The organism is Bradyrhizobium sp. AUGA SZCCT0177 (assembly GCF_018130125.1).
Taxonomy (GTDB): domain Bacteria; phylum Pseudomonadota; class Alphaproteobacteria; order Rhizobiales; family Xanthobacteraceae; genus Bradyrhizobium.
This window is the reverse complement of sequence record NZ_JAFCMA010000004.1, coordinates 295,983-319,171: the sequence shown is the minus strand read 5'-3', so window position 1 is coordinate 319,171 and position 23,189 is coordinate 295,983. Positions and strand designations below refer to the sequence as shown.

Sequence of the window (23,189 nt, the reverse complement as noted above, 5' to 3'; positions counted from 1 at the left end):
CCTTAAGACGGCTATGCCCGGCCATGACGGCTGTGATTAAGACCTCGCCCTACTTCGCCGCCTGCCTTGTCACCAGCGCGGGCTTCGTCACGCCGTCCAATCCCGTCAGCATCAGAACCGTCAGCAGCGCGTTTTGCGGGCCGAAATACGCATCCGTCGGCTTGTACCATTCGTTGCGCGAGTGCCAGTTGCCGCCCTCGCCGCCACCGCCGATGGTGACGGCGGGAATGCCGAGCGACATCGCGATGTTGGAGTCGGTCGAGGAGCCCGCAAAGGTCACGCGCGGCGCGCGGGTGACGGCGGCGACCGCGCGCTGCGTCGCCTGAACGATCGGGGAATCCATCGGCACGATTCCGGCGGGCCGGTCGCCGATCATCTTGGCCTCGACGTTAAGCTTGTCGGACTTCCAGCGCGCGTTTTCATCCGCCACCGCCTCCTTGACCAGATCGAGCAGGCGCGCCTCGAGCTTGAGCAGCTCGTCGGTCGAATTCGAGCGCATGTCGACCGCCATCCGCGCTTCGGCCGCGATGGCGTTGACCGAGGTGCCGCCGACAACGGTGCCGACCGTGAAGGTGGTCTTGGGATCGGACGGCGGCTGCAGCTCGGAGATTTTGGCGATCGCGCGGCCCATGGCGTGGATCGCGCTCGGCAGGCCGAATTCCTGGAACGAGTGGCCGCCGGGGCCCCTGAAGATGAACTCGTAGCGATGGCTGCCGGTCGCCTGGTTGACGACGCGGGTGATGCCAAGCCCGTCGATCGAGATGAAACCGTCGATGTCCTTGTGATCGCGGAACAGCGCCTTGACGCCGCGCAAATTGCCGAGTTCCTCCTCGCCGACGGTGCCGACGAACATGATGTCGCCGACGGTCGCGATCTCGTTGGCGTTCATCGCCTTGATCAGCGACAGCAGCGCAGCCAACCCGCGGGAATCGTCGCCGATGCCGGGCGCGACAAGGGTGCCGTCCTTTTCCTTCACCGTGACGTCGGTGCCTTCGGGGAATACCGTGTCGAGATGCGCTGACACCACGAGTTTCGGACGGCCGCCGCCCGACCCCTTGCGCAGCGCGATGACGTTGCCTTCGCTGTCGATCGCGGCGTCCTTGAAGCCGAGCTCCTGCATCCGCTTCTGGTAATATTCGGCGCGGATCTTTTCCTTGTAGGGCGGCGCCGGAATTTCGGTGATGCGCTTTTGCTCGTCGAGCGTTCGCGCATCGTCGGCCTTGATGTCCTCAAGCGTCTTGGCGACCTTGGGATTGGCGAGAATGGCCTCCACCGCCGGCGCGGGCGCGGGTGCGGCCTGCCCGAAGGCCTGCGAAGCCACCGTGACGAACGCGATTGTCAGGATCGCGCGTGAGAAAACCGACGCCGAGAACGCCGAGCCGTGTGAAACCAAGCCGTATGAAACCATGATTAACCTCTCCTCGCAGGTCTCAGCCTGCACTTAAGCCTGTATCCTTCAGCCGTTCGGCAAACCAGATGGACAGAGCCGGGTCGATCACGCCGCCGGTATAGACTTCCGACATCGCGACCTGCTTCTTGCCGAGCGTCACGAACACGCCGATCCAGTAGGCGAACCACAGATGCGGATCGGTCAGCGCCCGCAGCTTGTGCTGGTCGTGTTCCAGCGGCTGGTGATTGGCGGATTTCCGGACCTCGATCGTGAGCAGATTGTTGGGGATCTCGCGCTGATGCACGACGATATCGGGGTAGATCGATTTGCCGAGATGGTCGTCGGTCGAGATGATCGAACCGTGCGGCAGCCGCAGCGTCCGCTCGCCGAGTCTGTCGTAGTCGCAATCGACCTGCCAGCCGGCAAACTGATGTTCAAGATGCACCGCCAGCCGGTGCGTCAGCGGGCGCTCGCCGACGTCCTTTTCGAGCAGGAACGTCTCGTGCGCGTAAAACTCCGATAGCGCCGTGACGACCTTGTTCAGCTCGGTCTGCATGTCGCCTCCGACCTTCCGTCATTCCGGGGCGATGCGACGCATCGAACCCGGAATCTCGAGATCCCCGGTGCGCAATTGCGCACCGGAGGTTCGCTTCGCGCCCCGGGATGACGGCTTTCAGCCGTCACATCTGCACTTCGATCAACCGCGGCCCCGGCTCGGCGACGGCTTCCGCCAGCGCCTTGACGAAATCGTCGACATTGTCGACCGCGCGGCCGGGCACGCCCATGCCCTTGCCAAGCGCGACGAAGTCGATGGTCGGGCGGTCGATCTTGAGCATGTCGAGCGCACGCTGTCCCGGCTCGCCGGCGCCGACGCCGTCGAACTCGCCACGCAATATCTGGTAGATGCGATTAGCGAACACAATCGTGACGACGTTGAGGCCTTCGCGCGCCTGCGTCCACAGCGATTGCAGCGTATACATCGCGCTGCCGTCGCCGACCATGCAGATCACCTTGCGGTCCGGGCAGGCGATCGCGGCTCCGGTCGCGACCGGCGTCGAATATCCGATCGAGCCGCCCAGATTCTGGATCCAGTCGTGCGGGGCGCCGGCCGCCATCACCGGAAAGAATGCTCGCCCTGTGGTGACGGATTCGTCGACGACGATAGCATTGTCCGGAATAGCCATGGCGATCGCCTGGGCAATCGAGGCATGGTTCAGGGCGCCGGTCGGCTTGACGAGTTCGACCTTGGCCTGCGGCTTCACGTCCGCCGGCTTGGCGCCCACCGCCGAAGCCAGCGCCTCCAGCGCCGCGACCGAATTTTCGCCGCTCGAAGTCATGCGATGGACCTCGCATCCCTCAGGTTTCAGCAGGCTGGGCTTGTTCGGATAGGCGAAAAACGCCACGGGATCGTTGGCTTCGACCAGCACGATGTGCCGAAAACCCTTCAGCGCCGCTTGCGCCTGCTCGATCACGTAAGGCACCCGATCGATCGAAAACCGGCCGCGGCCGCGCGCCATTCTCGGACTGGCCAGCGGGCCCATCACTCTGCAGCCGGTCTTGCCGGCGATTTGCGCCGCCAGCGCCAGTCCCTTCTCCGTCACCGCGCTGCCGGTCATCAACAGCAAGGTCTGTTCGCCTCCGCGCAGCACCTTTGCCGCCTTCTCGACCGCCTGCGGGGAGTAGCTCTGACGCTGCGATTCCACCGGCACCTCAGCCACGCCGTCGGCTTCGTTCCACGCGGTGTCGGCCGGCAGGATCAAAGTTGCGATCTGCGGCGGCGCACCACTCGCCGCGGCGATGGCGGCAGCGCCGTCACGGGCGACCGATTTCGCGTCCGGCGAAGTCCGAACCCAGGACGACATCGGCCGTGCCAGGCCCTCGATGTCGGAGGTCAGCGGCGCATTGTATTCGATGTGGTAGGTGGCATGCTGGCCGACGATGTTGACGACGCCGGAATTGGCCTTCTTGGCATTGTGCAGATTGGCAAGACCGTTGGCGAGCCCGGGGCCAAGATGCAGCAGCGTGGAGGCCGGGGTGCCCTTCATGCGGAAATAGCCGTCGGCGGCACCCGTCACCACGCCCTCGAACAGGCCCAGCACGCAACGCATGCCCTCGACCCGGTCCAGTGCGGCGACAAAATGCATCTCCGAGGTGCCGGGGTTGGTGAAGCAGACGTCGACGCCGCCTGCGACCAATGTCCGCACCAGACTTTCCGCACCGTTCATGGTCTCGCCCCCGTTCGCGATTGTTCTCAAGACGGCTCAAGATCAATCATTCTTCACCCGTTTCGTCAAAGGTTTAGCCGACAATGCAGCCATCGCCTCCGATGTGTTGCCTTTTTTAACCGCCGCGTCCGAAAATGGCGCGCTCACGGGCTCTTTGCTTGCGAAATCGCGGCAGTTATGGCCTGTCTCGCTGCATATTCTGATTTTTCACGAGGAAGAAAATGACCCGGGTTTTGGCTTTGTTATTTGCGACGTTGACGGTGCTGGCCGGTGTCGGTCACGCGCAAGCCCAGGACTTCGGGGGCTTCGTTGACTCGCGCGACATCTTGGGCGGCGGGCCGAATTTCCGCATGGGCGGATCGAGCTCGATCCGGCGGCAGACCGTGAACTTTGCCGGCAACTATGCCCCGGGCACCATCTACATCAACACCGCAGAGCGGCGGCTCTATCTGGTGCTCGCGGGCGGCCAGGCGCTGCAATACGGCATCGGCGTCGGCCGCGACGGCTTCCGCTGGAGCGGAACCCACCGTATCACGGCGAAGAAGGAATGGCCGAGCTGGACCCCGCCGTCGCAGATGCTGGCGCGGCGGCCCGATCTGCCGCGGCACATGAAAGGCGGCATCGACAATCCGCTCGGCGCCCGCGCGATGTATCTGGGATCGACGCTTTACCGCATCCACGGATCGAACGAGCCCGAGACCATCGGACAGGCGGTATCGTCCGGCTGCTTCCGCATGACCAACGACGACGTGACCGATCTCTATAGCCGCGTCTCGGTCGGCACCCCGGTGATCGTAAAGAACTAGCCGCATCCAGCGTCAGGGAACCGGCGGCGTCTGCCTTTGACGCGCGAACAAGACTTGTTGACCTGAACCGGCCTCGCCAGGCGTGAACAAGTCTTGCGCGCACGCGCCGATTGCGGCAGCGTCGAGCCATAATGAGCGCAATTGGCCGGCCTCGATTCCCGCGAATGCTCGCAGCCGCCCTGGCTGCCGTAGCTCTCGGCGAAGTGTTGTTGCCCGCCGCGGCGTTGGCCGGGGATCCCTCCGTCGCCCAGCGTCAGCGCGCCCAGAAGAAGGTTTTCACGGATAGCGAGATCATCGAAGGCTTCTTCAAGATCGCCTTTGGCGCCGAGTATCATCTTGCCGGCCGCGTCGACCGCATCCGCAAATACGAAGCACCGGTGCGGGTGTTCGCCGACGGCACCCGCGCCGACCGCAAGGCCCAGCTCGCGAAGATCGTCGCCGACATCGCGGCACGGGTTCAGCACCTGGATATCGCGATGGCGGCAAACAACGATGATGCCAATGTGCTGGTCAAGCTGGTGCGGGACCGCGACCTCAACCGCACCATCATAACCTTCTACGGCAGCGAACGGGCGCGCGAGATTCGCTCCTCGCTCGACCCGCAATGCCTGAGCGGCTTTCGCAAGAACGAAAAGTTCGAGATCGAGCATTCGGACGTGATCCTCACCGTCGACAATGGCGACTTCGTCTTCTTCGATTGCGCCTATGAGGAATTGCTGCAATCGCTCGGCCCGATCAACGACACCCCGACCGTGCCCTGGACCATGTTCAACGACAATGTGTCGATGGGCTATTTCGGCGTCTACGACCAGTACCTGCTCAACCTGCTCTACGATCCCCGGATCAAGGCCGGCATGACCGTGCAGGACGTCAGGGCGATATTGCCCGACGTGCTCGCCGACGTCCGTGCATGGGTGCGCAAGGTCAATAATCTGACGGAGTGAATTGCATCACGATCGCTGCGTTAACTTCCTTCCCGACGCCGCCGTTGCGGTGTCCGCTTCGAGGGGAAGAGCGGTGGTGGTGGCCAGACTGTCAAAATGACGCGAATGACCCCAAGCGGACATTTGGCACCACCTAGCCAGGTTGTCCCGCCTAGGAGACTATCTCGTAGGGAGGTCCCCACCGTGGACGTCGGAGGTTGGCTGCGGAAGCTCGATCTCGAACAATATGAGGCGGCATTCCGCGAGAATAACATCGACGACACCATCCTCCGGAGTTTGACGAGGGAGGACTTGGAGGAGCTTGGTGTCGGATCTGTCGGGCATCGCCGGAAGCTGCTGGACGCCATCGCTGCGTTGCGGGCTGAAGCCTGCGAACCTGCACCGCTAGCGGATGCATGCCTGGAAGCCGACAAAGACACCGCCGAGCGCCGCCAGGTCACCGTGATGTTCTCGGACCTTGTCGGTTCGACGGCGCTCTCCGCGCGTCTGGACCCCGAGGACCTTCGCGAAGTCATTTCGGCCTATCAGAGGTGCGTCGCCGATATTGTAGGCCGCTTCGGGGGCTTCGTCGCCAGATACATGGGTGACGGCGTGCTGGTCTATTTCGGCTATCCGGCGGCAGATGAGGATGACGCCGAGCACGCAGTTCGAGCCGGTCTCGCGATTATCGACGCGGTCGCTGCAATCTCCGCCCCTGAGCGCCTGCAGGTGCGGATCGGAGCTGCCACCGGTCTGGTGATCGTGGGAGACCTTGTCGGATCCGGCGAAGCGCAGGAACGCAGCATTATCGGCGAAACCCCGAATTTGGCCGCGCGCCTGCAAAGCACGGCCGAACCCAACACCGTCGTTATTGCTGAGGCCACGCGCAAGCTCGTTGGCAATCTGTTCGAGCTACAGGATCTGGGGCCCAAGGAGCTCAAGGGGATCGCTGGACCGGTGAAGCCCTTCTCAGTGCTGCGGGCAAGTTCTGTCGAGAGCCGCTTCGAGGCAATGCACGCCGGCGACCTGACTGCGCTGGTCGGGCGGGAGCAAGAGCTTCAATTGCTCTTGCAGCGCTGGGCGAAAGCAAAGTCCGGCGAAGGCCAGGTTGTACTGCTGTCCGGTGAGGCCGGTATCGGCAAATCCAGGCTTGCCGCCGCGGTCATGGAGAAGCTTGCAGGCGAGCCACATGCGCGGCTGCGTTATTTCTGCTCGCCCCAGCACACGGGCAGCGCTCTCTATCCGGTCATCGGGCAGCTCGAACGTGCCGCCGGATTTGCGTACGGCGACACACCGCAGACAAAGCGCGACAAGCTCGATGCGCTCCTGGCGCAGACCGCGACGTCCAGGCAGGACACAGCACTTGTCGCCGAATTATTGTCACTCGCCAACGATGGGCGCTACCCCGCTCTCGAGCTTGCCCCTGAACAGCGACGGCAGAAGACGCTGGAGGCACTCGACCGGCAATCGGAAACCCTGGCGCGCTCGCGCCCCGTGCTGATGATCGTGGAGGATGCGCACTGGGGCGACCCTACGAGTCTCGAAGCGTTCGGTCGCACGGTGGATCGGATTGCGAACCTTCCCGTTCTCGTGATCGTGACGTTTCGGCCGGAGTTCGAGGCGGCCTGGGTCGGAAAGCCGCATGTGACAGCTCTTGCCCTCAATCGTCTGGGTCATCGCGAGGTCGACAGCATGATCGACCGCGTCGTCGGCAACAAGGCGCTGCCCGCGGACATCAAAAAAGACATCATCGAGCGCACCGACGGCATCCCGTTGTTCGTCGAAGAGATGACAAAGGCCGTTCTGGAGACCGGGAGCGAGCGGGAAGCAATGCAGACTGCGGCCGCGGTTCCCCCCTCGGCGCACGCCGTCCCCGCAAGCCTGCATGCGTCCCTGATGGCGCGGCTTGACCGGCTCGGCCCGGCCAAGGAGCTGGCCCAGACCGGGGCGGCGATCGGTCGCGAGTTTTCGCATGCGCTGTTGGCCGCGGTGGCGCGCAAGCCTGAGGCAGAACTGGTCTCCTCACTCGATCGTCTTGTCCGGGCCGGATTGCTGTTTCGCAACGGCGCACCGCCGCTTGCGACCTACTTGTTCAAGCATGCACTGGTGCAAGATGCGGCCTATGGCACTTTGCTACGCCAGCCTAGGCGCGTGCTCCACGCTCGTATCGCGGACATCCTCGAAAGCCAGTTTGCCGACATCGCCGAGGCCCAGCCGGATCTGCTGGCGCGGCATTACACCGAGGCCGGGCTGATCGACAGGGCCGTCGTGTTGTGGGGCAAAGCAGGATCGCGATCAATTGAGCGCTCGGCGCTGCTGGAGGCCATCGAGCAGCTAACGCGCGCGCTTGAGCAGATCGCGACTTTACCCACCACGCCGGCGCTTCGTCATGAAGAAATCAAGCTCCAGGCTGCGCTGATAGGTCCACTCCGCGATATCAAAGGGCTAGCCGCGCGCGAGACCACGGCCGCCGCCGAGCGGGCGCGCCTGCTGATCGAACAGGCTGAAGCGCTCGGGGAGCCTCCCGAAGATCCGTGGCTGCTGTTTGGGACTCTTATTACGTTGCTTGATTCACATATTGTGAACTTCAACGGCGACCTGGCCCGCGAGAGGGCCGCGCACATCATGACATTTGCCGAGAAAATGGGAGGTACGGAGCCTTTGCGGCTCGCCCAGCAACTCCTAGGTCTTGTCTTGCTTCTCTCGGGAAACATGGCGGAGGGCCGAGTCAATCTGGATCATGCGCTTTCCAGTCCTGTCGAAGCTCAGTCGATGGCGACACCGCGCGGTGGCCGCCTGCGGTGGCCGATACCAATCGTTTTGATCTGGCGGTCGCTGGCACTGTGGACGCTTGGCTATCCTGAAGCTGCGCTGGCAAGCGCAGAACAAGCGGTCGGTGAGGCGCGTAGGACGGGCTACGCCAGTACATTGATGCACATGTTGTCTATCGCATGCATTCCTCATTTGATGGGCCGCAACTATACGACGGCGCAGGCGCTCACCGTTGAGCTCATCGCACTGGCCGAAGAAAAAGGTTCCGGCTTCTGGAAGACCGCCGGATTGTTTAGGCGAGCCAGTCTCCTGGCCGCAACCGGCAAAAACTCGGACGCAGTCAGCATTTTCAGCTCAGCGATCCCCGTCTGGCGCTCAGCAGGGGCGACAGTGATTTTGCCGGTATGGCTATCCTACTTGGCGAAGGCCTGTGGGGAGGTTGGCCAATTCGACGACGCATGGCGCCACATTGGCGAAGCAATGAAGGTGGTCGAGGTCACAAAAGAAGCATGGTACGAGGCCGAGGTCTATCGCATCGCCGGTGAAATTGTCCTGATATCGCCAGCGCGGGACTTGGCAAAAGCGGAAACGTATTTCGCGCGGGCGCTCGCAGTCGCGAAGGCGCAGCAGGCAAAATCCTGGGAGTTGCGCACAGCCACGAGCATGGCGCGGCTCTGGCACGATCAAGGGAGGCGTGATGAGGCCCGAGAACTTCTCGCTCCGATCTACGGTTGGTTCACCGAGGGGTTCGCCACGCCGGATTTGAAGGAGGCAAAAAGCCTACTCGATTCGCTGGCGCCATGAGGACACTGGTGGAGTGCCGGAAAGAAATGCCTGCTCATGGCACCAAACAGACATGCGGAGAAAACGGACCTCGCGCAGCACGTCCGTAATGTCAGCTTATGACCTTCTCCGATGCCCGGGGTCCATCGGGTGGTCAGCGCGTGCCGGCACGATCCCCACAAGCAACGATATCCCGGGGAGATTTTCGACCCGCTCCCTCGGGCGGAGAGAACACCGCCAGGTATCCGCTGCCCCCTGCGAGCTTATATGTGGCGACCGCGCGATAGCCGACGGCGGTCAGTTCGCAACGCAAGAGCTCTATTGGCGTGCCGTGTTTCGACGTCGGAAGCTCAAGGTCGACAATTCCAACCCGCGCACCCCGCTTCAAGGCGGACGAGAGATTGTAGAGGAAGGCATAAGGTTGGCTATCTCGTGATACATGTGCACAAGGATTGCAGCATCCAGCGAGGAAGCGGGCAGGCGCGGGTCGTGTGGTTCGCCGAGCGCGAATTTGACGTTCGTCAACTTCAGGCGTTCTACTCGCCGGGCGAGCTTGACGAGGTAATCCCGCGTAACGTCCTGGGCAACGACAGAGCCTTCGGGCCCGACGAGGTGCGAGATCCTGACCGTGTGGTAACCGCTGCCTGCACCAATGTCGCCGACCGTCATGCCTGGCTTTAGTTCAAGAAGACGGGCGATTTGACCGGTTTCATTCAGGGCGTCGCGGTTCTCTTCGGCAGAGCGGCGTGGGCTGACAATCTGCGCAACAGGGCGCTGAGGTAAGGGAAACTCGTTTGCAGCGGCTCCGGGGGGAGCCAGATGACCAATGTCAGCGGCGTATGCGCGAGTTGCGGCAAACGCCACTAGCGTCGCTGCACGGGCCAGTGTTATCACGCGCCTGCCGAGCAGGCGCAGCCGGTTTAGGCGCGGTCGTCCAGTTTTTGTGAGCTCAATAGGTGGACTCACACAGCCAACTCCATCTGTTCGCCTTGCGCTGGAGCACCCAACGAAGCCTAAGTGAGAATGCTGAGTACTCGAAGTCAACGGGTAAAGCCCGGCTGACGGTCGGCAACATCATCAGAATGCTGGCCCGCGTGCCGAAGTCCCGCGCAGGCTGTCACTTCGCTACGGCCATCGGACTGCGCGCCACAGCTCGAAGGCTATGTTCAAAATGTTTGACTCGCTCAACCAGACTTCATGTCTTCGTCCAGTATCACCAGCACCCAGGCTAGAAGCAGAAGCATCGTGGCAATAACGGAGTGCCTCCCCCAACATGAAGGCCACCCCAAAGCCTGCAACGATGAGGCCAACCAGTGTCTCCCGGCTATATCCAACTAGCATTCGTTCCCATACTGCAACAGGATGCCTGACCATAGCTAATGTCGGTTGTTGGCACTAGACATGCCGACCGGCCGTGGACGATGTCCGCTCCCGGGAGAAGACGAGAAATCATGATGTCCGGACAAGCCGACGCGATTGACCCGAAGCGGACATGGGCGGGCTGGTTCGAGTTTCGCTCCGATCACTCTGGAAGACCAGCCTTTCGTAGGCCAGCGCTGAACAAAGCGAAATCCTCGCCCCGGCGAAATGACGCGAGATCTTTCAAGTTTGATATGCTCAAACCGGGCCTGTGTTTCAGTACCAACTCCACGCCGTGTTGTGCCGGTTCCAGACGTCCAGCCAGCCCATTGCTTGCCGCATACGCACAAATTGGCAGCAGAAAAGGCGGACTGTCACGCATGGACGTTTCGGCCCAGGCTGACGCGCTGTCGTAATCGCCTAACAGAAAATGCGCATATGCCGCTGCACCATGAACACCAGCGGGATCGCGAGGATTTAGGCGAACGGCATGTGCGACATGTTCGAGCGCCACATCCGGTTCACCTCTCCATACCCTCAGCCACGCACCGAGCGTCCAGGCGGACGCATGATTCGGATTAGCTTCCAGCCCCCGGTCCATGAAAGTCGCGGCCGCGTCGAACTCGTGCGCTATGAAAGCAAGTGCATAACCGCCCATACACAATGCCACGGAATCGTCGCTACCCAGATGCACTGCTTTCCAAGCCAAACTCGTGGCTTCGGCACTTTCCCGGACAGATTCGATCATCCATCCGCGCGCCTTTCGGTGCACGTAGCACCATGCTGCCATGCCGTAGGCGCAGGCTAGTTTGGGATCGACATCGATCGCTTTGCGGTAAAGCCGGAGCGCTTCTTGATTGGCGGCCATCGACTCAAAATCATGCTTGGCCATTCCGCGCAGGTAGTAATCATACGCCAGGAGATTCTCGGTTGGCTTTCGGTTGGCTCGCTTGATCTCCTCAATCTGTAATTTGGAGGCGATTGCGCCCACAACGCCCTCTGTCACGCGGTCCTGAAGGTCAAACATATCTTCGGGCGGACCCTCGAAACGGCCGGCCCACAGGTGCGCTCTGGTTTCGGTGTCTATAAGTTGTCCTGCGATACGTATACGGTTTCCAGCTTTGCGCACGCTACCGACAAGGACATAGCGTACGCCAAGCTCGCGACCAACTTGCCTTACGTCAACTGTCCGGCCTCTGTACGTGAAGCTTGAGTTTCGCGCGATCACAAACAGCCAACGAAAGAGCGACAACGCCATCGTGATGTCCTCCACGATGCCGTCAGCCAGGTACTCCTGCTCAGCGTCCGCACAAAGGTTCTGGAAAGGCAGCACCGCAATCGAGGACTTGTCCCGACGTGGAAGCGCGGGTTTTCGCGGCATCGCAACGTCGAGAACTCTAAAAGCGCGAACCGGGCGTTCGATGTTTTTGAGGCTTTGTTCACCCATATCGACGAACTCAGCCTGAATTTTGCCCTGGACATGATCGTAGGCGGACGATGAGATCCAGATCCCACCGGCCTCTGCGATGCTTTCGAGTCGAGCCGCGATATTGACGCCGTCTCCAAAAACGTCGTGAGGTTCGATGATTACGTCTCCGACGTTGATGCCCACACGAAACATAATGCGGCTATCTTCCGAGTCATCGACTGTAAGCTCCCTGATGCGGGCCTGGAACTGGACAGCAGCGCGAACCGCTTCGACCGCGCTCGGAAACTCTGCCAAGAACCCGTCGCCCGTGTTCTTCACGATCCGGCCCCCGCGTTCGGCAATTGCGGGGGTGACAGCGTCAATCAAAAGTGCCGCAACTTTGGCATGCGTAGCTTCTTCATCATTGTGCATGAGCCGCGAATAGCCAGCCACGTCGGCGGCCATTATGGCCGACAACCTGCGCTCGACCCGAATTGGCCGATCCTGCACCATGGTTCGCACCCTAACCGACAACATATTGTACGACGGATTGAGTGACCGGACTACTCGGCTAACGTCTGCTTCTGGCACCCTTCGTACCTGATGCGGTGTCCGAATTGGGTCAGGAATAGGCACCCAGGCGGACAGCAGCCGACCGCTCGGATTCATGATTGGCGAAACGGCTATTCGCGGCAAACGAGCCCGTCATGGGCGCCTACGAAATTCAGGATCTGTTCGGCGCAGGCCCGCGGCTGCAGCATTCCCAGCATCGCGTAAGGCGTATCGAGATGCGTCACGCGCACGGAGGCGATGTTGTCGCGCAGCGCGGCTTCCTGATCGGCGGACGAGATGTTGCTGCCGGTCGGATAGAGCGCGAGCGTCGGAGCCTCGACCTTTTGCAGGTAAGGCCTGGCGTCGACGGAGCCGGCGAACTCGACCATCGCAGCGACGACATCGATGTCGGCCTTCCCTACTTCCCTGGCGTACCAATCCATGAAGGCCGGATCGAAACCGGCGGGAAACCGCGCCAGCGTGTTCGACTTGCGCACCCAGCCCTCGACGCCGAGCGCCCTGATGGCCTCGACCCAACTCGGAAAGCCGACCGCATAGGCGTTGCGGATCCAGTCATTGGCCCACACCGCCGGCGCCAGCACCGACAGCGTACGCAGGCGCTGCGGCCGCTCGGCGGCGAAAATCAGCGTGATCGCGCCGCCGATCGCCTCCCCGACCAGGTGAAAATTCGGTGCGCCCGCGTGATCGGCCACCGCCTCGATGTCCCCGACATAGGCGGCCAGCGAGAGCGCGTGCGCCGGATCGTTCAGCGGCGACGATTGTCCGAGCCCGCGCAAGTCCGGACAGATCACCCGGTAGAACCGCGCCAGATACGGCACCATGTTGAACCAGAACTCGCCCGAGCGGGCGAAGCCGTGGATCAGGATGATGGTCTCGGCCTTGCGCCAGCGGTCGGTGTAGTCGTGAACCGCGTAGTGCAACGGTGTCCCGTCACCGGCTTTGACGGTCGGCATCGCGTCGCTCCCATCAGTTCGGTTTCAGACGGAGTTCTCTGGCGAGCTGCTCCATCTGGACGAATTCGCTTTGCGCGTATTTGGCGGCGTCTTCGGCGCTGATCACCCAGACCTCCTCGCCGCGTTTGGCCGCCATCGCCTTGAATTCGGGGCTTTGCGCCGCCCGGGTCAGAACGTCGCGCAGTTTTTCAAAGCGATCCTGAGGGATGTCGCGTGGCGCGATGACCGCGCGCCACAGCAATGTCTGGGATGGCGCCATCTTGACGTCATCAAGGCTTTCGACGTCGGGCAGCGTCGGAAAGCGCCGCGCCGTGGTCAGCAGCAGGCACTTTGCTTTTCCTTCGGCGACAAATTGCGCGATCGAGGCGATGGCGCCGCCATAAATGTCGATGGTGCGCGCAAGGAAGGCCGTTACCGTCTGGTCGGCGCCGGTAAAGGGGATGATCCGCTGGCGGATGCCCTCGGGTTGAAAAATCCGTGCGGTCGAAAACTGCACGAAGGCGCCGACGCCGTCCGAACCATAGGTGTATTTGTCGGGGTTGTTCTTTAGCTCGGCGAGGAACTCGCCTGCGTTCTTCGCCGGAAAATCCGGGTAGACGCAGAGCACGCCGGCGGCCTGCGTGATCATCGCGACAATGCGGTAGTCGGCCTGCTGGAAGCTTTGCGCCGCAACATGCGGGGCCATGGTGATGGCGCCGCTCGGCACCCCGCCGATGGTGTAGCCGTCCGGCTCGGACTTCGTCACAAAGCCGACGCCGATGGTGCCGCTGGCGCCGGGCTTGTTCAGGATCACGATCGGCTGGCCGAGCATCGGCGCTGCGACCTGGGCCAGCGACCGCATGATGGTGTCGGTGCTGCTTCCGGGCCCGGCGGGCACCACCAGCTGAACCGGCCGCTCGGGATAGTTGTCGGCCGACGCCGGCGAAACTACGCCGGCCATGAGGGCAGCTATTACGGCTACCGCGCCGATTCGGGCCAGCCCGGCAAAACGGCGCGACCAGGGCCACCACATCATGTCAGCGAATTTCTCCGTCGCGTCCTCCCCAATTGCCGGCAAGCGCCGTGATCTGAGTTCCGGCCAGCGACAACGCTGGGTTTTGCCTACGAAAACTTGTGACTTGCGGGAGCAAATCTTGTCTAATGAGTTAAAGGAAATCGTGTATAAGCTTTTCAAATGAATGACCTCCCCCGTACCCAGGCCCTGCGCTGCTTCATTACCGTGGCGCGCGAGGGCGTTGTGTCGCGCGCGGCCAGTTTGCTGAACCTGACCCAGCCGGCCGTCAGTTTGCAGCTAAAAGGGCTGGAGGAAAGTACCGGCCTGCTGCTTTTCAACCGAACACCGGGCGGCTTTACCCTGACCGAAGCCGGCGCCGCCCTGCTGCCGCTGGCGCACAAGGCGATATCGGCCTCGTCGGATTTCAAGACGATGGCGGATTCCCTGCGCGAGTCGGTACGGGGATCGCTTCGGGTCGGCACGATCCTGGATCCCGAGTTCATCCGGCTTGGACCTTTCGTGCGGAGCCTCGCCACTTCCTTGAAACAGACCGAAGTCTTCCTGCGCTACGGCATGAGCGACGACGTGCTGGCGCAGATCGGCAGGGGCGACCTCGACGTCGGATATTATGTCGACGCCACGCCGCCGGAATCCCTGCCGTTCCCGAGCTTCTCCGAGCGCCACATCGACGACGGAAAGTACCAGCTCGCGCCGCTGATGAGCTACCCGTACCGGGTGATTGCCCCAGCGGAATGGAGCGACCGGGTGATCGGCAAGGACTGGCCCGACCTGATCGGCCTGCCGTGGCTCGCGACGCCGCCGCACTCGGCGCATCGGCGCTTGCTCGACAATATCTTCCGCCCGATGGGCTCGCTGCCGAAGCGGGTGGCCTATGCCGATCAGGAAGAGGCCATGATCGACTTCGTCGAATCCGGCATCTGCCTCAGCCTCGCGCGCGACTGCACCCTCGATCGCATCACCCGCAAGCGGAACTTCGTGATCGCCGACAAGGTGACGGTGACCTGCGACCTCAGCTTTGCCTGCCTGACATCGCGGCGGCACGAACCGGTGATTTCGCACGCCTTCTCGGCGATGCAGGCGGTGTGGGATTTGAAGCCGACCAATGCCCTGCCCGCGCCGGTGGCCGCGCCAAGGTCGCGGAAAAGCGCACGAAGATAACCAGCCCCGCCGAATTAGCCGTCAGATCTTGCCATCGGAATCGCAGATCGATTTCAGCGCTCGCCATTCCTCCGACGTCAGCAGCGGCGGCTTGCTGGCCGGCCGGTCTTCCCGGGTCATCCGCGCCAGCCGATCCTCGCTCATCGGATGGCTGGAGATGATGGAGAGGCCCTTGCCTCCCTTGCCGGTGACACGGACGAGCAACTCGCCCATCGGCTTGGTCGGCCGGCCCAGCCGGTGCATGACGTCGATCGAGAAGCCGTCGGCATCCTGCTCGGCCTCGCGCGAATGCGACGAGGTGACCAGCGTCTTTGATGCAAAGATCAGGGCGCTGGAGCCCGTGATGTCGCCGAACAGCAACCCGACCAGAAACGCTGTGCCGCCGTCGCGGATCAATCCCCGCATGTTGTCGCGATGCTTGTGGTGGCCGAGTTCGTGCGCCAGCACGCCTGCGATCTCGTCGGCGTTCTCGGCCTTCGCCAGCAATCCGTTGAACATGTAAACCCTGCCGCCCGGCAGCGCGAAGGCATTGGGCACCGACGACGACAGCACGCTGGACTGTACCGAAGTATCCATCCCGGCCGATTCACGTATCGCAGTCATCAGCTTGACGAAGGCTTTTTGCCCGGCCGCATTGTCGCAGACCTTGGCGTCGAAGATCGTCTTGACCTGACTTTCGGCCGCTTCGCCGAGCCGCCGTTCAAAGGCCTCCGGCACCAGCGGCGCCAAACGATCGGCGGCGAGCGGGACACCGAACAATACCACCGCGATGATCGAAACCGTGGCGGCGAGCGACCAGCCGACGATCGCGGCGACGCCGCGGCGGCCCGGCGTGTTCTCATCCAGAGTTGCACAACGCGAGACTAGGTCGGCCGCGACCGCGGCATCGCGAATCTCCAGGCGCGCCAGCGCCGGTGCCGTCAGAGCACTGAGGCGCAGCATGCCGGAGGGACCGTCGGCGCGGCGGATATCGGCATAGGCCCATGCCGCAAGGCTCGTTTCACCGTCGCGGATTTCCAGCCGGTCGGCAAAATGCAGCGTGACCGCGCGCCGCTGGTTCGACTTGCCGTCGAAATAGATCGCCGAACCGCCCGATGGCGATTTCGGGGTACCGGGAGCGTCGCTATCCGTGATGGTACCGGTCATCAGCTAGAAGCCCGCGACATCAAGGCCATCAGCAAAACCTTCACCAAGCGCATTGGCCAGTTCACCCCTTGCCGAAACATTGGCAGCCGCTTCGATGCCGTGGATGTTGATCGATTCCAACACCCGCACCCAGAGATCGCGCATCAGATAGACGCGGATCACGACGTTGAGCGCCAGTGCGAACACCAGGTAGCCGATGCCAGCGAGCACCAGCAACAGGATGCTCTGAGAAGATTCCTGCGACTTGAAGAACTCGCCGAATCCCTCGCCGTTCATGCTGGCGACCAGCGCCGCGGCAGCTGCGAGGTAGACCGTGAAAACGAACCCGAGCAGGACGATCCAGCCGACCACCTTCCAGTACAGGCCGATCAGCCGGCTGCGCGGCAATTCCGATTCTAGCCGCACGCCGCCGATCCGGATGCCGGACAGCCACCAGCGCCATTCGACCGCCTTGAACGCGCCGTAGATGAAGGGTGCGAACAGCGGCATCAGGAACGCCATCGGTGCGAGCAACCACAGCCACCAGCCGCGCTTGAAGAATTCCCAGCCGCTTCCCTCGAACTTCCCCTGCAGATCGCCATAGTATGAATGGCGCATCTTGTAGCGCTCGAGCGCCGCCGTGCGCCATGGCAGCGACAAGCCGAAGGTCACCATCGACAGCAGGCCCCACAGCGACGCCTGCAAGGCATAAATCCAGCCCGAGCCACTCATCCAGAATCGCACGCCGCGCCACACCGTGCGCGTCAGGCGATAGCGGCGGGCGCGAAAGATCGCAAACTGCCCGAACAGATAGAAGAAAGCGACCAGGGGAATGCTGGCGAACGCCTTGTAATGCTCGGCTTCGAGGCCGGCGAGAAAGTAGGCCAGATAGATCGGCACCAGGATCGCGAGTGCAACCAGGAACCCGATCAACAATTCCCGGCCCCGGCCGGTATATTCGGCGCCATCGCCGTCGATCTGGGTATTGCTCCAGAGATGGCGTCGGATGTCGGTGGTGAGCCAGAAGCGGTAGAAGCCCAGCGTCACCAATTCCAGCCCGGCGCCGCGCTTCACCAGGTGAAAGAATTCATCACGCTTGCCGGAAAACCCCACTGGCATCGGCGGCGGTTTCGGCAGCGGCGGTAGCGATGGCGGCCCGAGCGGGGTCCAACTCATCTGGTTCACGGGTCAACTCCAAGGCAGCGGGCAACAAGTCGGGTTTACACCAATTTGTCGGCTGGAGTGTGATCCGGTTCACTTACGCTGACTTGTCGAACAGCTCCCGCCCGATCAGCATGCGCCGGATTTCGCTGGTTCCGGCGCCGATTTCGTAGAGTTTGGCGTCGCGCAACAGCCTGCCGGTCGGATAGTCGTTGATGTAGCCATTGCCGCCGAGCAGCTGGATGGCGTCGAGCGCGCATTGCGTCGCCTTCTCGGCGGCATAGAGGATGGCGCCGGCCGCGTCCTCGCGCGTGGTCTCGCCGCGGTCGCAGGCTTTCGCCACCGCATACACATAAGCGCGCGAGGCGTTCATCGTGGTGTACATGTCGGCGATCTTGCCCTGCACCAGCTGGAAGGTGCCGATCGGCTGGCCGAACTGCTTGCGCTCATGCACGTAAGGCAGCACCACGTCCATGCAGGCCTGCATGATGCCGATGGGACCCGCGGCCAGCACCGCGCGTTCATAATCGAGGCCGGACATCAGGACGTTGACGCCGCGGCCGACTTCGCTGAGCACGTTCTCTTCCGGGACTTCGCAATTGTCGAACACCAGTTCGCAGGTATCGGAGCCGCGCATGCCGAGCTTGTCGAGCTTTTGCGCGGTGGAAAATCCCTTCATGCCCTTTTCGATGATGAACGCCGTGATGCCGCGCGGGCCGGCATTGGCGTCGGTTCGTGCATAGACCACCAGCGTGTCGGCGACCGGGCCGTTGGTGATCCACATCTTGCTGCCGGTCAGGACGAAGCGGTCGCCCTTCTTGTCCGCCCGCGTCTTCATCGACACCACGTCGGAGCCGGAATCCGGCTCCGACATCGCCAATGATCCGACATGTTCGCCCGAGATCAGTTTCGGCAGATATTTGCGCTTCTGCGCGTCGTTGCCGTTGCGGCGGATCTGGTTGACGCAGAGGTTGGAATGCGCGCCGTACGAAAGACCGACCGCCGCTGATGCCCGCGACATTTCCTCGACCGCGATGCAGTGCTCGAGATAGCCGAGCCCGGTGCCGCCATATTCCTCCTCGACGGTAATGCCGTGCAGGCCGAGCGCGCCGATCTTGGGCCAGAGATCCCTTGGAAACTGGTTGCTCTTGTCGATTTCGGCCGCGCGCGGCGCGATCTCCTTGCTCGAAAAGGCAAACACGGTCTCGCGAATGGCATCCGCGGTTTCACCGAGGTCGAAATTGAACATCCGGTACGCATTGGGAATCATGGTCGGGCGACCTCCGGCGAAATATCGTTATTGGGATAAGCCTTAACCCCTGCAGGCGCGCTTGTCACGGGGAATGATACGGCTCCGTATCGGCCCCGACCGGGTGTAAAGTTCAATGCGGCCGGAGCATCAAAACTGTCCCTTGCTCCGGCACGTACGAACGGCTGTAATCGGTCCAAAATACCGCCACCGGGCGAATCCCGACGCGCGGAGAACAATCAGGGAGCCGCTCCATGCAGGGAACCATCGAACTCACCCAGGATTCCATTGAACTGGACTCCCGGCAAAAGGCCGCACGCGAGCGCGCTTATTCGCTGCCGCTGGCCGAGTTCGACCCCGGCGATCCCGAACTGTTCAAGACCGATACGTTCTGGCCGTATTTCGACCGGCTGCGCCGCGAAGCGCCGGTGCATTACTGCAAGGACAGCATGTTCGGGCCGTATTGGTCGATCACCAAATACAACGACATCATGGACATCGAGACCAACCACGCGGTGTTCTCGTCGGCGGCCTATCTCGGCGGCATCACCATCCGCGACGTCGCAACCGATCTGCGCCGCGAAAGCTTCATCGCCATGGACCAGCCGCGCCACTCGGCACAGCGCAAGACCGTGGCACCGATGTTCACGCCAACCCATCTCGACCAGCTTGCGATCAACATCCGCAAGCGGTCGGCCGAATGCCTCGACAATCTGCCGCGAGGCGAAGTGTTCGACTGGGTCGACCGGGTCTCGATCGAGCTCACCACGCAGATGCTCGCGGTGCTGTTCGACTTCCCCTGGGAGGACCGCCGCAAGCTGACGCGCTGGTCCGACATTGCGACGACGATACCCGGGCCCGGCGGCCTCGTCGCCACCGAAGAGGCGCGGCAGGCCGAACTTCTGGAATGCGCGACCTACTTCGCCACGCTCTGGAAGGACCGGATCAACCAGCCGCCGAAGAGCGACCTGCTGTCGATGATGGCGCACAGCGAAGCCACGCGCGACATGGACCCGAAGAATTTCCTCGGCAATCTGATCCTCTTGATCGTCGGCGGTAATGACACCACCCGCAACACGCTGTCGGGCAGCATCTATGCGCTGAGTAAGAACCCCGACCAGTACAGGAAGTTGCGCGACAATCCCGCGCTGATCGACAGCTTCGTTCCCGAGGTGATCCGCTGGCAGACGCCGCTGGCGCATATGCGGCGCACAGCGCTCGAGGATATCGAGTTCCGCGGCAAGCAGATCAAGAAGGGTGACAAGGTCGTGATGTGGTACGTCTCGGGCAACCGCGACGAAGAGGTGATCGATCGCCCCTACGAGTTCATCATCGACCGCGCCCGGCCCCGTACCCACATCTCCTTCGGCTTCGGTATCCACCGCTGCGTAGGCCTGCGGCTGGCGGAACTGCAATTGAAGATTATCTGGGAAGAGATTCTCAAGCGCTTCGACAAGATCGAGGTGATGGATGAGCCGAAGCGGGTTTATTCAAGCTTTGTCAAGGGTTACGAGACCCTGCCCGCCCGTATCGTCGGCTAGGCCAGCAGTTCCGCCCAAATCGGCACGGGCTTTGCGCATCGAGCGTCTGCAAGTTATAGTCTAATACATTTCCTATTGCGTTTCCTTGCACCCAGGGATGACTGACGATGAACGTCCTGACCGCGATCCGAGGCGACAGACAAGAGCTCCTGCGCGCCGCGCGCGAGGAGGCCTATTCGACGCCGCTCAGCGAATTTCACCCGGGTGCGCCAAAGCTGTTCCAGAACGATACGTTGTGGCCGTGGTTCGAGCGGCTGCGCAAGGAAGAGCCGGTGCATTACTGCACTAACGCGCCGATCGAGCCGTACTGGTCGGTGACCAAATACAACGACATCATGCATGTCGACACCAACCACGGCATGTTCTCCTCGGACTCCACCCTCGGCGGCATCTCGATCCGTGACGTGCCGCCCGGCTATGATTATCCGAGCTTCATCGCGATGGATCAGCCGCGGCACTCGGCGCAGCGCAAGACGGTGTCGCCGATGTTCACGCCGACGCATCTGGACGAACTCGCAAAACTGATCCGCGAGCGCGCCTGCAAGGTGCTCGATAATCTGCCGCGCAACGAGACCTTCAACTTCGTCGACCGCGTCTCGATCGAACTGACGACGCAGATGCTGGCAACCCTGTTCGACTTCCCCTGGGAAGAGCGGCGCAAGCTGACGCGGTGGTCCGACGTCTCGACCGCGCTGCCCAAAAGCGGCGTCGTGGAATCGCCGGAACAGCGACGCCAGGAAATGGACGAATGCTACGCCTATTTCTCAAAGCTCTGGAATGAGCGCGTCAACAGCGAGCCGCGCAACGATCTGCTCTCCATGATGGCCCATAGCGAAGCGACGCGGCACATGGACCCCGACAATCTGATGGGCAACATCATCCTCTTGATCGTCGGCGGCAACGACACCACCCGCAACACCATGAGCGGCTCGGTGCTGGCGCTGAACGAGCATCCCGAGCAGTATCAGAAGCTGCGCGACAATCCGGCATTGATCGACAGCATGGTGCCGGAAGTAATCCGCTGGCAGACGCCGCTGGCGCATATGCGGCGCACCGCGCTGGTCGATACCGAAATCGGCGGCAAGAAGATCGCAAAGGGTGACCGCGTCGTGATGTGGTACGTCTCCGGCAACCGCGACGAAGAGGGTATCGAGAAGCCCGACGAATTCATCATCGACCGCGCCCGGCCGCGTACCCACCTTTCGTTCGGCTTCGGCATCCACCGCTGCGTCGGCATGCGGCTGGCCGAGCTGCAGCTGAAAATCGTGTGGCAGGAAATGCTGAAGCGTTTTGACCGTATCGAGGTGGTCGGCGAGCCGAAGCGGGTCTATTCCAGTTTTGTGCGCGGCATCGAATCGCTGCCGGTCAGAATTTCTTGAGCGAGCTCAATTCGCCTCAGGCTATCAACGCCAAAGGCTTTACTGGCGCCCCTATAACATCGCGGCATGGCAGCTTGAACCAGATGAGAAGGCCGCGCTGCGGTATTTTCGGCTAGACCTTGGGCGTGGTCACGCAGGAGACGTGACCCCGAACCGAGGCTGCCATGAACGATGCTGCTGTCAGGGATGACGCCAAAGACGATACCCAGGCCGGCCAAAGCTGGCCACTCCAGATCTACAAGACGCTGAAAGCGCATGGCGTCTCGCAAATCTCCTATGTTCCCGATGCCGGCCACTCCCGGCTGATCGAGCTGTCGCACGCCGATCCCGCGATCCAGACCACCGTCTTGACCACCGAAGAGGAAGGCGTCGCGCTATCCGCCGGCGCCTGGCTCGGCGGTGACCGCTCGGTGCTGTTGATGCAGTCGAGCGGCGTCGGCAATTGCGTCAACATGTTCTCGCTCGCCGCAAGCTGCCGCCTGCCGTTCCTGACGCTGGTGACGATGCGCGGCGAATGGGCGGAGTTCAATCCGTGGCAAATCCCGATGGGCAAAGCGACGCAGCAGGCGTTTGAGATCATGGGCGTCACCGTGTTCCGGCTCGATCGTCCCGAGGACGCGGAAGAGATGATTTCGGCGGCCTGTTCGCTGGCGTTCGAGGGCGACCAGCAGATCGCGGTGCTGATCTCGCAGCGCATGCTCGGCCGCAAAAAGTGGACGGAGACGAAGTGATGGTCCAGAATTTCACGCTTGGTCGCCGCGAGGCCGTCAAGGCGCTGCTCGCCGACCGCAAGGATCTGCTTGTGGTGACCGGGCTCGGCTCGGCCTCCTATGACGTGTTCGATGCCGGCGAGCATCCCGGTAATTTCTATCTGTGGGGCGCGATGGGCGGCGCCGGCATGGTCGGCCTCGGACTCGCGCTGGCGCAGCCGAAGCGGCCGGTCGCCGTGATCACCGGCGACGGCGAGCAGTTGATGGGCATCGGCAGCCTGCTGACGATCGCGACCAAGATTCCGGGCAATCTGACCATCGTCATTCTCGACAACGGCCATTTCGGCGAGACCGGCATGCAGGTCAGCCATTCCGGGCTCGGCGCCCAGCTCGACGTGATCGCGACCGGCGCAGGCTTTCGCTCGGTCACCGAGATCACGGATATCAAGGGCATCAATGATTATCGGCCCACGCTGCAGCGCATCGATCAAGGGCCGCGGCTGGCGCGGATTCGTATCGCTACCGGCCATGTCGATCGCGCGCTGCCGCCGCGCGACGGCGTGTTCCTGAAAAACCGCTTCCGGGAAAATCTGGGGTTTGCGGTTACGTAGGGCGTGACGGGGGATTGCGTCGTGTGGATAGACCCCCACCCCAGCCCT

General features: G+C 62.3%; 17 protein-coding genes and 1 pseudogene. 8 read left to right on the top strand and 10 right to left on the bottom strand.

Annotation, left to right across the window (positions count from 1 at the left end):
* Window positions 1-49 precede the first annotated feature (49 nt).
* From JQ597_RS07045 to JQ597_RS07035, 3 genes are all read right to left on the bottom strand, one after another.
* Window positions 50-1,408: a M20/M25/M40 family metallo-hydrolase gene (locus tag JQ597_RS07045; RefSeq protein WP_212263483.1), complete on the bottom strand. Its 1,359-nt coding sequence runs from the start codon at window positions 1,406-1,408 to the stop codon at window positions 50-52.
* 22 nt (window positions 1,409-1,430) lie between these two features.
* Entirely contained in the window at window positions 1,431-1,946 is a 516-nt protein-coding gene (locus JQ597_RS07040; RefSeq protein WP_212263482.1) for a hypothetical protein, read from the bottom strand.
* 124 nt (window positions 1,947-2,070) lie between these two features.
* A complete protein-coding gene (locus JQ597_RS07035) occupies window positions 2,071-3,615 on the bottom strand; it encodes an acetolactate synthase large subunit (RefSeq protein ID WP_212263481.1) in 1,545 nt (514 codons plus the stop codon).
* 221 nt (window positions 3,616-3,836) lie between these two features.
* Here JQ597_RS07035 and JQ597_RS07030 point away from each other — a divergent pair, with 221 nt between their 5' ends.
* From JQ597_RS07030 to JQ597_RS07020, 3 genes are all read left to right on the top strand, one after another.
* Window positions 3,837-4,421, top strand: coding sequence for a L,D-transpeptidase (locus JQ597_RS07030; RefSeq protein ID WP_212263480.1), 585 nt, complete (start codon window positions 3,837-3,839; stop codon window positions 4,419-4,421).
* Between the two features lie 164 nt (window positions 4,422-4,585).
* Complete coding sequence (locus JQ597_RS07025) at window positions 4,586-5,365, top strand: DUF2927 domain-containing protein (RefSeq protein ID WP_249135764.1); 780 nt, start codon at window positions 4,586-4,588, stop codon at window positions 5,363-5,365.
* Between the two features lie 183 nt (window positions 5,366-5,548).
* Complete coding sequence (locus tag JQ597_RS07020) at window positions 5,549-8,920, top strand: AAA family ATPase (RefSeq protein ID WP_212263478.1); 3,372 nt, start codon at window positions 5,549-5,551, stop codon at window positions 8,918-8,920.
* 133 nt (window positions 8,921-9,053) lie between these two features.
* Here JQ597_RS07020 and JQ597_RS38245 read toward each other — a convergent pair.
* From JQ597_RS38245 to JQ597_RS07000, 4 genes and pseudogenes are all read right to left on the bottom strand, one after another.
* Window positions 9,054-9,784, bottom strand: a pseudogene (locus tag JQ597_RS38245) (methyltransferase domain-containing protein).
* 637 nt (window positions 9,785-10,421) lie between these two features.
* Complete coding sequence (locus tag JQ597_RS07010; RefSeq protein ID WP_249147556.1) at window positions 10,422-12,179, bottom strand: adenylate/guanylate cyclase domain-containing protein; 1,758 nt, start codon at window positions 12,177-12,179, stop codon at window positions 10,422-10,424.
* 170 nt (window positions 12,180-12,349) lie between these two features.
* Window positions 12,350-13,192 carry an alpha/beta fold hydrolase gene (locus JQ597_RS07005; RefSeq protein ID WP_212263477.1) on the bottom strand — a complete coding sequence of 281 codons (843 nt, stop codon included), beginning with the start codon at window positions 13,190-13,192 and terminating at the stop codon, window positions 12,350-12,352.
* Between the two features lie 13 nt (window positions 13,193-13,205).
* The gene (locus JQ597_RS07000; RefSeq protein WP_212263476.1) at window positions 13,206-14,207 is read right to left on the bottom strand and encodes a Bug family tripartite tricarboxylate transporter substrate binding protein; all 1,002 of its coding nucleotides are present in this window, start codon (window positions 14,205-14,207) and stop codon (window positions 13,206-13,208) included.
* Window positions 14,208-14,366: 159 nt separating this feature from the next.
* Here JQ597_RS07000 and JQ597_RS06995 point away from each other — a divergent pair, with 159 nt between their 5' ends.
* Window positions 14,367-15,365, top strand: a complete 999-nt coding sequence (locus JQ597_RS06995) for a LysR family transcriptional regulator (RefSeq protein WP_212263475.1) — start codon at window positions 14,367-14,369, stop codon at window positions 15,363-15,365.
* Between the two features lie 21 nt (window positions 15,366-15,386).
* Here the strand turns inward: JQ597_RS06995 and JQ597_RS06990 are convergent, their stop codons facing one another.
* The 3 genes from JQ597_RS06990 to JQ597_RS06980 all read right to left on the bottom strand — a co-directional run bounded on the left by JQ597_RS06990 (window position 15,387) and on the right by JQ597_RS06980 (window position 18,921).
* Window positions 15,387-16,511, bottom strand: a complete 1,125-nt coding sequence (locus tag JQ597_RS06990) for a M48 family metallopeptidase (RefSeq protein WP_212263474.1) — start codon at window positions 16,509-16,511, stop codon at window positions 15,387-15,389.
* Between the two features lie 3 nt (window positions 16,512-16,514).
* Window positions 16,515-17,675, bottom strand: coding sequence for a DUF898 family protein (locus JQ597_RS06985; RefSeq protein ID WP_349628795.1), 1,161 nt, complete (start codon window positions 17,673-17,675; stop codon window positions 16,515-16,517).
* Window positions 17,676-17,748: 73 nt separating this feature from the next.
* Window positions 17,749-18,921, bottom strand: coding sequence for an isovaleryl-CoA dehydrogenase (locus JQ597_RS06980; RefSeq protein WP_192736591.1), 1,173 nt, complete (start codon window positions 18,919-18,921; stop codon window positions 17,749-17,751).
* Between the two features lie 233 nt (window positions 18,922-19,154).
* On the opposite strand from JQ597_RS06980, the gene JQ597_RS06975 reads away from it, so the two are divergent.
* The 4 genes from JQ597_RS06975 (at window position 19,155) to JQ597_RS06960 (ending at window position 23,141) form a co-directional block, all read left to right on the top strand.
* Window positions 19,155-20,441, top strand: a complete 1,287-nt coding sequence (locus JQ597_RS06975) for a cytochrome P450 (protein ID WP_212263473.1) — start codon at window positions 19,155-19,157, stop codon at window positions 20,439-20,441.
* Between the two features lie 107 nt (window positions 20,442-20,548).
* Entirely contained in the window at window positions 20,549-21,820 is a 1,272-nt protein-coding gene (locus JQ597_RS06970; RefSeq protein ID WP_212263472.1) for a cytochrome P450, read from the top strand.
* A 164-nt stretch (window positions 21,821-21,984) separates the two neighbouring features.
* Window positions 21,985-22,551, top strand: a complete 567-nt coding sequence (locus JQ597_RS06965) for a thiamine pyrophosphate-binding protein (protein ID WP_212263471.1) — start codon at window positions 21,985-21,987, stop codon at window positions 22,549-22,551.
* Window positions 22,551-23,141 (top strand): thiamine pyrophosphate-dependent enzyme, encoded by a 591-nt coding sequence (locus tag JQ597_RS06960; RefSeq protein ID WP_212263470.1) that lies wholly within the window; start codon window positions 22,551-22,553, stop codon window positions 23,139-23,141. Before JQ597_RS06965 ends, JQ597_RS06960 begins: the two co-directional genes overlap by 1 nt.
* Window positions 23,142-23,189 lie beyond the last annotated feature (48 nt).

Coding starts and splice junctions, on each gene's coding strand:
- JQ597_RS06995 (WP_212263475.1), top strand. CDS start 14,367: ATGAATGACCTCCCCCGTACCCAGGCCCTGCGCTGCTTCATTACCGTG.
- JQ597_RS06965 (WP_212263471.1), top strand. CDS start 21,985: ATGAACGATGCTGCTGTCAGGGATGACGCCAAAGACGATACCCAGGCC.
- JQ597_RS07010 (WP_249147556.1), bottom strand. CDS start 12,179: ATGGTGCAGGATCGGCCAATTCGGGTCGAGCGCAGGTTGTCGGCCATA.
- JQ597_RS06960 (WP_212263470.1), top strand. CDS start 22,551: ATGGTCCAGAATTTCACGCTTGGTCGCCGCGAGGCCGTCAAGGCGCTG.
- JQ597_RS07025 (WP_249135764.1), top strand. CDS start 4,586: ATGCTCGCAGCCGCCCTGGCTGCCGTAGCTCTCGGCGAAGTGTTGTTG.
- JQ597_RS07000 (WP_212263476.1), bottom strand. CDS start 14,207: ATGATGTGGTGGCCCTGGTCGCGCCGTTTTGCCGGGCTGGCCCGAATC.
- JQ597_RS06980 (WP_192736591.1), bottom strand. CDS start 18,921: ATGATTCCCAATGCGTACCGGATGTTCAATTTCGACCTCGGTGAAACC.
- JQ597_RS07035 (WP_212263481.1), bottom strand. CDS start 3,615: ATGAACGGTGCGGAAAGTCTGGTGCGGACATTGGTCGCAGGCGGCGTC.
- JQ597_RS07040 (WP_212263482.1), bottom strand. CDS start 1,946: ATGCAGACCGAGCTGAACAAGGTCGTCACGGCGCTATCGGAGTTTTAC.
- JQ597_RS06970 (WP_212263472.1), top strand. CDS start 20,549: ATGAACGTCCTGACCGCGATCCGAGGCGACAGACAAGAGCTCCTGCGC.
- JQ597_RS06990 (WP_212263474.1), bottom strand. CDS start 16,511: ATGACCGGTACCATCACGGATAGCGACGCTCCCGGTACCCCGAAATCG.
- JQ597_RS06975 (WP_212263473.1), top strand. CDS start 19,155: ATGCAGGGAACCATCGAACTCACCCAGGATTCCATTGAACTGGACTCC.
- JQ597_RS07030 (WP_212263480.1), top strand. CDS start 3,837: ATGACCCGGGTTTTGGCTTTGTTATTTGCGACGTTGACGGTGCTGGCC.
- JQ597_RS07045 (WP_212263483.1), bottom strand. CDS start 1,408: ATGGTTTCATACGGCTTGGTTTCACACGGCTCGGCGTTCTCGGCGTCG.
- JQ597_RS07005 (WP_212263477.1), bottom strand. CDS start 13,192: ATGCCGACCGTCAAAGCCGGTGACGGGACACCGTTGCACTACGCGGTT.